The 13,122-nt window shown below is 39.3% G+C and carries 10 protein-coding genes; 6 read left to right on the forward strand and 4 right to left on the reverse strand.

The genetic code is table 11. The annotated features are described in order from the left end of the window. Position 1 precedes the first annotated feature (1 nt). Genes CHB66_RS05085 through CHB66_RS05095 form a run of 3 tightly spaced genes read right to left on the reverse strand, consistent with a single transcriptional unit; the run spans position 2 to position 2,797 of the window. Positions 2–1,081, reverse strand: a complete 1,080-nt coding sequence (locus CHB66_RS05085; RefSeq protein WP_089238660.1) for an AI-2E family transporter — start codon at positions 1,079–1,081, stop codon at positions 2–4. 60 nt (positions 1,082–1,141) lie between these two features. After that, the gene (locus tag CHB66_RS05090; RefSeq protein WP_089238662.1) at positions 1,142–2,560 is read right to left on the reverse strand and encodes a DEAD/DEAH box helicase; all 1,419 of its coding nucleotides are present in this window, start codon (positions 2,558–2,560) and stop codon (positions 1,142–1,144) included. A gap of 12 nt (positions 2,561–2,572) precedes the next feature. Next, positions 2,573–2,797, reverse strand: coding sequence for a DoxX family protein (locus CHB66_RS05095; protein WP_317045582.1), 225 nt, complete (start codon positions 2,795–2,797; stop codon positions 2,573–2,575). 226 nt (positions 2,798–3,023) lie between these two features. Between CHB66_RS05095 and CHB66_RS05100 the strand changes: the two genes are divergently transcribed. The 4 genes from CHB66_RS05100 (at position 3,024) to CHB66_RS05115 (ending at position 9,905) form a co-directional block, all read left to right on the forward strand. Further along, positions 3,024–4,865, forward strand: coding sequence for a gamma-glutamyltransferase family protein (locus CHB66_RS05100; protein WP_089238666.1), 1,842 nt, complete (start codon positions 3,024–3,026; stop codon positions 4,863–4,865). Between the two features lie 288 nt (positions 4,866–5,153). Next, positions 5,154–6,446, forward strand: a complete 1,293-nt coding sequence (gene tyrS / locus CHB66_RS05105; RefSeq protein ID WP_089238668.1) for a tyrosine--tRNA ligase — start codon at positions 5,154–5,156, stop codon at positions 6,444–6,446. A 160-nt stretch (positions 6,447–6,606) separates the two neighbouring features. Continuing rightward, positions 6,607–7,308, forward strand: coding sequence for a TetR/AcrR family transcriptional regulator (locus CHB66_RS05110; protein WP_089238670.1), 702 nt, complete (start codon positions 6,607–6,609; stop codon positions 7,306–7,308). 113 nt (positions 7,309–7,421) lie between these two features. Further along, positions 7,422–9,905, forward strand: a complete 2,484-nt coding sequence (locus CHB66_RS05115; protein WP_089238672.1) for a S9 family peptidase — start codon at positions 7,422–7,424, stop codon at positions 9,903–9,905. Positions 9,906–9,960: 55 nt separating this feature from the next. On the opposite strand, the gene CHB66_RS05120 is transcribed toward CHB66_RS05115, so the two are convergent. Continuing rightward, a complete protein-coding gene (locus CHB66_RS05120) occupies positions 9,961–10,929 on the reverse strand; it encodes a zinc-dependent alcohol dehydrogenase family protein (RefSeq protein WP_089238674.1) in 969 nt (322 codons plus the stop codon). A gap of 164 nt (positions 10,930–11,093) precedes the next feature. On the opposite strand from CHB66_RS05120, the gene CHB66_RS05125 reads away from it, so the two are divergent. Together CHB66_RS05125 and CHB66_RS05130 are read left to right on the forward strand one after the other, a co-directional pair. Then, a complete protein-coding gene (locus CHB66_RS05125; RefSeq protein WP_089238676.1) occupies positions 11,094–11,861 on the forward strand; it encodes an SDR family NAD(P)-dependent oxidoreductase in 768 nt (255 codons plus the stop codon). Between the two features lie 41 nt (positions 11,862–11,902). After that, on the forward strand, positions 11,903–13,108 hold the full coding sequence (locus tag CHB66_RS05130; protein WP_089238678.1) for an acyl-CoA dehydrogenase family protein: 1,206 nt from the start codon (positions 11,903–11,905) through the stop codon (positions 13,106–13,108). The last annotated feature ends 14 nt before the right edge of the window (positions 13,109–13,122 follow it).

The raw sequence follows: 13,122 nt of genomic DNA on the forward strand, positions 1-13,122 counted from the left end.
GCTATTTTGCTTTTCTTTTAAAAAGCATTTTGAAATAGTTTTCATGCTTTTCTATCACAGGATATTCATCTCCAAGTAGGTAACCATAAGGTGCTAAACTTGGAATTCGCTCAAAAATAATTTTCAGTAATCCGGTCATTGGAATAAAAAGAATCATTCCTGAAACACCCCAAATAAACCCTCCTAATAGAATCGCCAAAATCACGGCTAATGCATTAACTCTAACTTTTGCGCCTACTACTACTGGAGTAATGAGGTTATTTTCAATCAATTGGATCAGCCATAATAATAGCAAAGTTGCCAAAGGATAAAAGAGACTATCCGTTGTCAATAACACATATAGCACAAGAAGTAAAGAGCTCAAAATAACGCCTACATAAGGAATCAGATTCATCACAGCAATAAAAACAGCAAAAAGAATAAAGTATTTGATACCTAGGAAATAAAAGACAATTCCAGACATAACACTTACTATTCCAGTCACCATCAACATCCCTAGTAGATATGATTGTATCACAGCGCCTGAATCCTTGATGAAATCTAGGAGTGGTGGCTGGTTATTCCTTGATAGTTTTTTCAAGAACTCCCAAAAAAAATCTTTGTAATAAAGCATCAAGAAGATAAAAAGCGGGATTACTCCTAGTAGTACCAAAGACTTTCCAGTTTCAACCAAAGTAGCCTCAAGATTGCTTTGACTGAAGAAATCAAAATCCGTTGTTAAAGATGCTTCTAGTCCGAAAAGCGCTTCTATTTGTTCAAAATAGCTGCTGACTTTAGCCTCAAATGAAGTTTTGATTTCAGGAATATCTGTAATGAGACCAATCACCTGATCTGTCAATACATATAACACAGAAGCAGCAAGAGAAGTAACCAATGCCAGTGTTAGAGCAATGGCTAAGGCTCTTGGAATTTTCCTTTCTTCGAGCCAATTCGCTAAGGGATAAAGTGCAAAAGCAAAGAAAGCTCCCCAAACTAGTGGAATTAAGATGACCGCACCAGCTTTCATGATCCAGATGATCAGTACCAATGAAGCTAAAGTGAAAAATATCTTTTGTGATTTCGGATATTCTAAGCTGTTCATATTTTCATGTCATAAACAGCTATGAATATACGACCTGATGAGTAATTTAAAAACTACTGATCAATCAATCACATTCTTTCTAGAGCCAAACTTTGAAGTTTTGGGCTGCTCCTGAAATTCTGGACTTTTATCCACTTTGGGATTCTGTCTTGGCTTGAAACCGCTAGGTGTATCAGGGTTTTCAGGATCTCTTACCACAAGAGCTTCCTGTGGGTTTTGACGCGGTTTTCTAGCAGGCTTTTCTGAATGGGTTGACTTGACAAAGTTCCCCTTTGGCTTTTCATTTGACTTACCCCCTTTTTTGGGTGTAGTGCTTTGCTTTTTGTTTGAAGAACTATTAGAATAGCTAGGCCCCTGCGGGTAACCATCTGGAAGGGCTAGCTTTTCAACCTCCATTCCTATCAAGGCTTCAATCCTGTTAAATTTATATCTATCCTTGTCATTGACAAAAGTGATGGCTTCGCCTTTGCTATCTGCTCTTGCTGTCCTACCCACTCTATGCACATAATCTTCAGGGTCATTTGGTGTATCGAAATTGATCACCAACTCAATGCCAACCACATCTATTCCTCTTGAAATGATATCAGTACCAATCAGAATTTTCAAGGATCTATTCTTAAACCTAGACATGATCTGTTCACGCTCAACCTGCTCAAGATCAGAATGAAATGCTTCTACTTCAAAATCCTTTTTCAAGACCTTGTAAAGACTTTTGACTTTATCCTTTGTAGATGCAAAAATGATGACAGCTTCATACTCCTTCTGTCTCAAAATATGTCGAACCAAGTCCTCCTTTTGTGGGTCATGAACTAGATAAGCCCCTTGCGTAACACCTTCAGCAGTCTTTCCAACAGATAAAGTTACTTCTTCAGGATCCTTAAGCAACTTTTTGGAAAATGACCTGATTTTAGGTGGCATGGTAGCCGAAAATAGAATTGTTTGCCTGTCCTTAGGCAGGTAGTTGACTATGGTCAAAAGATCATCAGAAAAACCCATATCTAGCATCCTGTCTGCTTCATCTAGGATCAAGTGTTGTAATGAGTCTAATTTGATTTTACCACCAGCCAATAAAGCAATCAATCTTCCAGGTGTAGCTACCACTATTTCCGCACCTTCTTCAAGAGCTCTTTTTTGTTGTTCCCAAACTAGCCCGTCACCACCACCATAAATTGGGATAGAGCTAATACCTAAGAAATAAGCAAATCCTTGAATCTGTTGATCAATTTGAATGGCCAATTCGCGTGTGGGAGCCAATACCAAAGTATTAAGAGTATTTCCACCTGATTTGGCGATTTTATTCAAAACAGGCAAAATAAATGCGGCTGTTTTTCCTGTACCTGTCTGGGCACATGCGATGATATCTTTACCTTCAAGTATAATCGGAATGGCTTTCTCCTGAACAGGAGTTGGTTTATCAAAACCCATGGCGTCTAAGCCTTCTTGAAGCGATGCTTCAAATTTAAAACTATCGAAATTCAATTTAAATAATGTTTAAGTGTAATAATAGGCCCAAGCGATCAATATAAATTGCAAGGGAAGTCTGAGCAAAAGTGCCCAATTGGGGATTCCTTTGGCTCCTTTTTGATACATATATAGATTAGCAGGAAAAACTGCTATCAAAAGCATAATAATTCCAAAAGCCGCATAGGATCTTAATGACTCAATTAACAAAGCAACACCAAAAATGATTTCAAAAGCACCTGATAACAAATTCATTAATTTGGGATTTGGTATGTATGGTGGAATAATTCTTTCATACATCTTTGGTTTGATAAAATGCATAATGCCAGCAAAAACATAAAAAGCACTCATCAAATAAAGAAAAAATGAATACATATAGAATTGCTAAGGATTTTGGTGATCAATGATTATCTTGACATTAAATGTATTACAATCCCCTCGGATTCACAATAATTACCCAATAAACTCTAATGTTACCTGTATGAAAAAGTCAATTTTACTCTTTTTAACCTTAGTAATCACAATATATACCTCTGCACAGACACAAAAGCCTCCGCTACACGGAAAGCATTGGATGGCCATCACGGGAAAGCCCTTAGGGGCTACTGCTGGCGCAATGACCTTTGCTAAAGGTGGTAATGCAGTGGATGCAGCATGCGCCATGCTTGGTGCCGTATGCACCATGTGGGATGTGCTCAGTTGGGGAGGTGAGACGCAAGCCTTAATTTACAATCCAAATACCGGGAAAGTTATTGCAATCAATGCTTTAGGCTATGCTCCAACGGGTGCTACACCTGAATTTTTCAGAGAAAAAGACATGAACTACCCACCTGAATTCGGCGCATTGGCAGCAACTACTCCAGGTACACCAGGGGGATTGATGACCATGTTGGCAGAGTATGGCACGATGAGCTTAGAAGAAGTTCTTGCTCCTGCGATGCAGATGGCCAAAGGCTATCCAATCGAAGCACAGACAGCCAATAGCATAGAAAGCAGAAAAGATTTGATCAAGGATTGGCCCTATTCCAAAAAAGTATTTTTACCTCACCTAGGTGAAGATCGTGAAGGTCCACATGCAGGAGAAGTGTTTGTGCAAGAAGATCTATATCAGACGCTTTCCAAGCTTGTAGAAGCGGAAAGAAAAGCTTTAGCCGCTGGAAAAAACAGAAAAGAAGCGATTTATGCTGCTTACGAGCGTTTTTACAGGGGAGACATTGCTGAGGAAATCGTCAGGGGAACCCGTGAACAAGGTGGGCTTTTTACACTGCAAGATTTAGCCAATTGGAAAGTGAAAATCGAGGAGCCTTTATCTGTGAATTATAAAGGAATTGATGTTTACAAACTTCAAGAATGGACACAAGGTCCGGCATTACTTCAATCATTAAATATCTTAGAAAACTTTGATTTAAAGTCGATGGGCTATAATTCAGCAAATTATATCAATACAGTTTACCAAGCCATGAGTTTGGCGTTTGCTGACCGAGATTTTTATTATGGTGATCCGGCTTTCGAACCTAAGAGTCCAATGAAAGGACTTTTATCAAAAGCTTATGCAAAAGAAAGGGCTAAATTGATGAAAGAAAAAAATGATCCAAATATAGGCCCTGGTGATCCTTATCCTTTTCAAGGTCAAGTGAACCCTTTCAAAGATTTACTCCATAAGAGAACTGAACTACTTGCTTATGATAGACCTGAGCTTCCTCTAACTGGGACAGATGACCCCTTCTTGGAGCACTTTTTAGCAGGAACTACATCCATTCAAGCGGCAGATGAAGCTGGCTGGGTAGTTTCTATTACCCCATCTGGTGGATGGATACCTGCTGTGATTGCGGGCAATACAGGTGTTGGCCTGAGTCAGCGGATGCAGAGCTTTGTTTTAGATCGCAACATCAACCCTTTCAATGTTCTTGAACCCAATAAACGTCCTAGAGTGACTTTAACTCCAAGTATGGCACTGAAAGATGGCAAGCCATTCCTTTCTTTTGCTGTTCAGGGTGGTGATACGCAAGACCAAGATTTATTGCAGATGTTTCTCAATATCGTAGAGTTTGACATGACCGTACAGCAAGCAGCTGAAGCAGCAAATATCCACAGCTATCAGATGCAATCATCATTCGGAGCACACGAAATCAAGCCTGGTGCAATTACCTTGAATTCAGAAGTACCATCATGGATTAGAGATGACCTCAGAAAAAGAGGCTACAAAATGGATTTCCAATCTAGAACTTCAGGCCCTCTGAATGCGATATGGTTTGACTGGAAACATGGTACCTTCTGGGGTGGATCCAGCAATCACGGGGAGGATTATGGGATTGCCTGGTAGGGAGAGGTATTTAAGATTTAAATGTTTGAAAGTTGAAAAGTTTGGGAGACGCTTGAGGGAAGGCGTTTCCCAATATTTTTTTAAGATTGGTTATTTGGTAATTGTCATATCGAACAGCGTGAGATATCTCCTTTCAGTCGATATGACTTCAAAGTATCAATTATACTCCTCTAAAATCTAAAATCATTCTTAAATCTGCGAAATCCGTGGAATCTGCGTGCCTACCACTTCGGGCTTCCCAAACAATCTTCTATATTTGCAGATTCAAAAATCGAAGAGTAGAAACACATGAATAATTTCATCGAAGAATTGCGCTGGAGAGGAATGCTTCAGGATATGACACCAGAAATCGAAGAGCATTTGAAAAAGGGAATGGCTTCTGCATATCTTGGTTTTGACCCTACCGCGGATTCTTTACATATAGGTCACCTTGTTGGCGTGATGACTTTGCTTCATTTCCAAAGAGCAGGGCACAAACCCTTCGCATTGGTAGGTGGGGCAACTGGAATGATTGGAGACCCTAGCTTCAAATCGGCAGAGAGAAACCTACTTGACAAAGCAACACTTGATCACAATGTAGCCAGCATAAAAAATCAACTTGGTAAATTCCTCAACTTCAATCAAGGGGCAGAGAATAAAGCCGAGCTGGTCAATAATTATGATTGGATGGCTGACTTCTCTTTTCTGGACTTTATCAGAGATGTAGGTAAGCATATCACTGTCAACTATATGATGGCCAAAGATTCTGTCAAAAGAAGACTTGAGGATGGCAACGGGCTTTCCTTTACTGAGTTTACTTATCAGTTGATTCAAGGATATGACTTCTACCATCTTTGGAAAAATGAAAATGTAAGCATCCAACTCGGTGGTTCAGATCAATGGGGAAATATCGTCACTGGAACTGAAATGATCAGAAGAATGGGTGGTGGCTCAGCTTATGCTTTGACTGTACCGCTGATTACAAAGGCGGATGGAACCAAATTCGGAAAGACTGAAGGAGGTTCAGTATGGTTAGATCCTGAAAAGACTTCTCCTTATGCATTCTATCAATTCTGGCTCAATGTATCTGATGAAGATGCTGCAAAGTACATCAGGATATTTACGACACTAGATCAAGTTACAATTGAGACTTTGGAAAAAGAACATCAAGAAGCCCCACACCTGAGAGCTTTACAAAAGGAAATCGCCAAGCAAGTCACCATCATGGTACACAGTGAGGCTGATTATGAAATGGCACTCAAGGCATCTGCTATTCTATTTGGCAAGTCTTCTACAGAAGATCTGGAACTGCTTGACGAGCGTACTTTCTTGCAAGTTTTCGATGGTGTCCCTCAAGTTCAAATCAAAAAGCCAGAATATGAATCTGCATCTTCTGTTTTAGAACTTCTAGCTGACAAATCCGGAACAGCTATATTCCCATCTAAAGGAGAAGCCAGAAAAATGATCCAAGGAGGTGGAGTGAGTATCAACAAAGAAAAACTTGCTGATCCCAACGCAGCGGTGGAAGCCAAATTACTTCAAGACAAATACCTATTGGTTCAAAAAGGAAAGAAGAACTATTATATCATCGAAGTCAAATAATCACTTAGATAATAACAATTTTAAAATGGGATGCCTTCGAAGTGAAGCATCCCATTTTTTGTGCCTCAATGTCATTGCATTATCATTTCATAGATAAAACTTATTGTGTTTATTAACTTTGGTTTAATAACTTTGAACAAGATTCAAAACTTTTCAACACATGGGAGCGCAAGAGAGAACACAGAAAGAAAAACTAATCCTAGATTCAGCTATCAAGCTTTTTATAGAAAAGGGGTATCAAGCTACCAAAATGGATGAGGTAGCTAAGTCAGCTAAAATCTCAAAAGGTTTGACCTACTTCTATTATAAAAACAAAGAAGACCTGTATATGGCTGTTACCCGAAAGGCTTTTGATGGCTTGAAGGATGTGTTCAGAGAGGTCTACCGTACCAAGAATAAAAATGGGATGGAGTTGTTGGTAGATTTGGTTCAGAAGTATGTTGATTTTTCTCATAAAAACCGGATGTTTTACGAAGCCATTTTGAATTTTATGGGAATGCTCAATCTGTACAATGATAAGGAGCTAAGAAAAACCATCGATCCATTGATCTTGGAAAGTGTACATTTCCAGAAACTATTGGACGTACATCATGACTGTGGTAAAATCGGTATCCAAATCGTATCTCAAGGTATCAAGGACGGAAGTATTAGACCTGAGTTGCAACCTGAATTGACTTTTTATACCATTTGGAGCATGTTGATAGGCTACGAAAGGCTATCAGGACCAATTAATTATGAAGGCAAAGAAATTAAAATCCATGTTGACAACTGGAGGCCAGGTTTTATCCGATTGATGCAAGATATGCTCAAAGGAACTATTCAAGCCAGTAGGCCTCAAATCGTCCAAGGAAGTCTATTTTAGAAAACTCATTCATAAATTGGCCTTATTTTAAAGATCAAGGCCAATTTTTTACATCAGCGGTTCAAAGGGGAATTTTTCATTATTTATTTTCACCAATTGAAAATAAATAATTTATGAAGAAACTATACCTCATGTTTGCAATGATCCTTTCAGTAGGATTTTTGCAGGCACAAGACTCCCCTACCAAAGGGAACTATGATCTAGCTTCAAGATTTTCTCCTGAGAAAGTCAGAAAAATGGTCTTCACCACCCGAGTAGATCCACATTGGTTAAAAAATTCAGATAGATTCTGGTATACCTACGAGACTACCAATGGCCGTGAATGGTACATCGTAGATCCAGTAGCTAGAACCAAACGAGCCTTTTTTGACAAAGATAAGCTTGCTGCTGAAATCACAAAAATCGTTCGTGATCCATTTGATGCACAACACTTGCCTATTACAAGTCTAAAATTTTTGGAGGATGAAAACACCATTCAATTTAAAATCCGAAGTACACAAGATGTTGTGAAAAAAGACTGGGTTGAGATCAAAGAGAAAAACAAGAACGCTAAGGATTCATTAGAAAAGAAAACTTTTGTTTTCCGTTACAATCTACAAAATCAGCAGTTAACAGAAATCACTGATCCAGAAGAAGACGCCAAGAGATTAGGTTGGGCGAACATTGCGCCTGATTCTTCTAGGATAGTTTTCGTCAAACACGAAAATCTTTACTGGATGGATAAGGAAAACTTCCTTAAAGCAGTAAAAGATGACAAGGACAGCACTATCGTGGAGCATCAGCTAACTACTGATGGAGTAAAGGATTATGGCTATGGTGGCGGTGGTCGTGGTGAGGACAATGTAGAAGAAGAAAAGAACAAAGACAATAGAAAAAGAGCTGGTGTACTTTGGTCCGAAGATTCAAAGCAGTTTATAATCACAAGATCTGATGTCAGAGAAGTCAAAGACCTTTGGGTTATTCATAATACAAGAAACCCACGACCTACATTGGAGACTTATAAGTATGCCATGCCAGGTGAAAAAGAGCAGCCAATTACGGATTTGATGTATTATTCCTTTGAATCGGGGGAGATGGAAAAATTGAATATTGCTACTTTCAAAGATCAGACAGTAGGTCTTTGGGGAGCTACAAGACCAGTTGTGAATAGAGACGATGACTTCACTCCTTCTGTATGGCATGGAGATAATGACAACTTTTATTTCTCCATCACTTCTAGAGATTTGAAAAAAATCGATATCGTGAGATGGAATATCAAAGAAGGTAAAAAGGAAGTTGTAATCGAAGAGAGAAGCAATACTTATATCGATATCATCAAGCCAGAATTGATCAATAATGGTACTGAGATCGTACATTGGTCTGAGCGTGATGGATGGGGACACTTTTACTTATATGACAGAGCAGGAAATCTAAAAAGGCAATTGACTTCTGGACCATTCCACACAGATAGAATAGGAACAATTGATGAAAGAGGCAGATTCCTTTATTTTATAGCTAATGGAAGAGAAAAAGGAGAAGATCCGTATTACGAGCACATGTATAGAGTGAGTCTCAACGGTGGAGCAATTACATTGCTAAACCCAGGTGACTATAACCATACTTCTTCTATCAATGATAAAGGTACATTCTTTGTCAATAATTACTCAAGGGTAAATACTGTTCCTGCATCTGCATTGCATGATGGTCAAGGTAGAAAAATCATGGATTTGGAAGAGGCTGATTTGTCTTCATTATTTGCAGCTGGATATCAATTCCCAGAGCCATTCAAATTCAAAGCTGATGATGGAATCACCGATCTTTATGGTGTTATGTATAAACCATTTGATTTTGACTCTACCAAAATCTACCCAATTATCGAATATGTCTACCCTGGGCCCCAAACAGAGGCTGTGAACAAGGACTTCTCAGTTGGAATGGATAGAACAGATAGATTGGCTCAATTTGGCTTCGTAGTAGTAACACTTGGTAACAGAGGTGGTCATCCATCTAGATCAAAGTGGTACCACAACTATGGTTATGGAAACCTTAGAGACTATGGATTAGCTGACAAAAAAGCAGCGATTGAGCAACTAGCGGATAGACACGCATTTATCGATAGAAGCAGAGTGGGAATCCATGGTCACTCAGGTGGTGGCTTTATGTCTACTGCTGCCATGTTAGTATATCCCGATATATTCAAAGTAGCCGTATCTTCTGCTGGTAATCATGAAAACAACATTTACAATAGATGGTGGTCAGAAAAACACCATGGCGTAAAAGAGCAAATTTCTCCAAAAGGTGATACGACATTCGTATACAGCATTGAGAAAAATCCAGACTTAGCTAAAAATCTGAAAGGTAGACTCTTGCTCACCACAGGAGATGTAGATAACAATGTACATCCTGCTGGAACCATAAGAATGGCCAATGCATTGATCAAAGCAAATAAAAGATTTGACTTGCTTTTATTACCAGGGCAAAGACATGGCTATGGTGACATGACTGAGTATTTCTTCTGGAAAATGGGAGACTATTTTGTGCAGCATCTTCTAGGTGACAATACACCCCCTCCAGTTGATATGTTGGAGGTCCAACGAGAAAAAGCACTTACTAAATAACAAAAAAATCCCGGCTTGAAGTCGGGATTTTTTTATTTGTGAATGGTGAAAAGAGTTAACTGGTTAAAATTACCTTTCCATTTCTTCCCCCCTTTTCATAGGCTTGTAGTGCTTCTTTGAATTGCTCCAATGGGTAAGTAGCCTGAACATCTACTTTGACTTTCTGGGTTAATAACAGCGTAAAAATCGTTTTGAATGCTTCTTCTCTTTCTTGTTGATTGAGGCTTTCTATCCATGTGGTCAACCAGAAACCTTCTACTTTTAAATTTTTGAATATCAACAAACCAGAATTGAGAGGAATATTTTCCAAACTCAACAAGCCAAACACCATCATCCTACCATTGGTCCTCAAGCAAGACAAAGCCCTAGCTCCTAATACACCACCCACCGCATCAAAAACAACATGAACACCCCCATCAGTTTGCTCCATGATGACTTTTGGAAGTTTTTCCTTTTCCGTGTTGATCACCAAGTCAGCTCCTATATTCGAGAGCATATCTTTCTGTTCATCCCTCCGAACAGTACAAGCCACCTTGATGTCTTTTTGCTTGGCTAGCTGAATCGCGAGTTTCCCAAACGCAGAAGCTCCAGCTGTGATCAATAGCCAATCACCTGCTTCTAAGCCACTCGTCTCCAACATCCCATACGCAGTCAGCGGATTTACAAATGCCTGACAAGCTACCTCGTCAGTCATTTTTGTTGGTACTGGTATCAGAAGGTTAGCTGGTACACTGACATATTCTTTCCAGGTCCCAATTACTGTGAATATTACCTTGGTTCCTTTCTGAACCAATCCTCTTTCATCTGCTTCTTCAACTACCCCTACTGCTTCAAAACCAGCTGAACTTGGTAATTTCGGAGTGATCCCATACATTCCTCTGATAAACATGATATCAGATGGGTTGATATTTCTTGCAGTGACTTTAATAAGGGCTTCATGGGCTTTTTTCATGGGCTTCTCTCCCTCTTCTAATATTAAAACCTCCTCTGGCATACCAGTCTGATGGAAAACTACCTGCTTCATTCTTTGATTATTTATGGTTTAAAGAAAAATTCATTGACCCAAATTACAAAAAATACTCGGTATGCATAACATTTTTCATGGATTGCTTCCTAAAGTAAAGCCAATTCCCTAATTTAATAGGATAATGAAGGCATGGTTATTACATAAACAATAAAAACACATCAATGGACTTATCAAATGTTTTTTCACTAGAGGGTAAAGTGGCCTTAATCACAGGTGCTTCCAAAGGAATTGGTTTGAGCATTGCAGAAGTATTTGCAGCGGCTGGCGCCAAAGTTGTAATTTCAAGCAGAAAGCAGGAGGTTTTGGATGAAGAAGCATCACTTTTAAGCAAACGAGGTTATGAAGTAACGGGCATCGCCTGTAATGTTGGAAAGATAGACGAGCTCAAATACCTAGTTGATGCAACGGTTAGCAAGTATGGGGGTATCGACATCTTGGTCAATAATGCTGCCTCTAATCCTGTTTTTGGACCTGTTCATGAGACAAGTTTAGAAGCTTTTGACAAAATTATGGATGTCAATGTTAAAGCGCCTTTTGAATTGATGAAATTATGTTTTCCTCACCTGAGAAACTCTTCAGGAGCATCAGTGATCAATGTCAGCTCTGTAGGCGGTATTTCCCCAGAACCTGGATTAGGGATTTATTCAGTGAGTAAGGCAGCATTGATTTCTATGTCCAAAGTTTTCGCCAAAGAATGGGGAGACCATCATATTAGAGTCAATATCATCTGTCCTGGATTGATTAAGACAAAGTTTTCAGAAGCCCTATGGTCCAATGAAAAAATCATGGGCATGATGATGAAAGCACTTGCACTCAAGCGTGTGGGTACTTCCGAAGAAATTGCTTCAGTTGCGTTATTTCTAGCTGCTAGCTGCTCCTCTTATACAACGGGAGCTGTAATCACCGCAGATGGTGGCTTTACAATATAAGTAGAGTTTTTAATCTTAAACTTTTGAACCCAAAGTATCCTATGTCATTTATCAATCCAAACCCTGATTTAACATTATCCTACAAAAAATTCATCGACCAGCATATCATTCCAATTGAGTTGGAAGTCTTAAATCATGGTTTTAAAAAATCACTTCCTAAGCTTCAAGCTTTGAGAAACTTGGCAAAGGAACAAGGACTATTTGCACCACACCTTTCGAGAGAAGAAGGAGGTCTAGGCTTGAACTTGTTTGAATTTGCCTTTATTTCAGAAGAGTTAGGTAGAAGCCCTATCGGGCATTATGTATTCAATTGTCAAGCACCTGATATTGGAAACATGGAGTTGATGCATCAATTTGCAAGTGATGAATTAAAATCTACCTACTTGACCCCACTTCAAAAAGGAGAAATCAGAAGTTGCTTTGCGATGACTGAACCAGAAAATCCTGGAAGCAACCCAGTACACCTATCAACTCTTGCCATTAGAAATGGTGACCACTTTGTCATCAATGGACACAAATGGTTCACTTCATCTGCTGATGGGGCACACTTTACTATAGTCATGGCTGTAACTGATCCACACAACTCAAACCCCTATCAAAGAGCCAGTATGATCCTTGTTCCTTTAGATAATCCGGGTTTCGAATTGGTCAGAAATATCCCGATCATGGGTGATGCTGGAGAGGATTATATGTCGCATGGAGAAGTCAAGTTTAATAATTGTATAGTACCTGCGAGCAATCTTATAGGAAATGAAGGTGAAGGATTTGCTTTGGCTCAAGAGCGACTTGGACCAGGTAGAATCCATCACTGTATGCGCTGGATTGGAATTTGTGAAAGGGCACTTCAATTGATGTGTGAGCGAGCTATCTATCGAGAACTGAACCCTGGTAAAGCGCTAGCTGGTCAACAGACGATCCAAAATTGGATAGCAGAAAGCTATGCCTCAATTAAAGCTAGTCGATTGATGGTCTTGGATACTGCGATAAAAATCCAAGAATTCGGAGCCAAATCAGCCAAAGAAGACATCTCTACCATTAAGTTTTTTGTTTCGAATGTATTGATGGAAGTACTGGACAAAGCCATTCAAGTTCATGGTGCCTTAGGCATTACTGATGATACGGTTTTATCATTTTGGTATAGACATGAAAGAGGTGCAAGAATCTATGATGGCCCGGATGAAGTCCACAAGTCCGTTTTAGCCAGAAGAATCCTCAAAATTGTAGGAGAGCAAATGAAATCAAATTGACTTTGAAATTTGAC

Origin of the sequence: Belliella buryatensis (assembly GCF_900188245.1) — a bacterium.
In the GTDB taxonomy this organism is placed as follows: domain Bacteria; phylum Bacteroidota; class Bacteroidia; order Cytophagales; family Cyclobacteriaceae; genus Belliella; species Belliella buryatensis.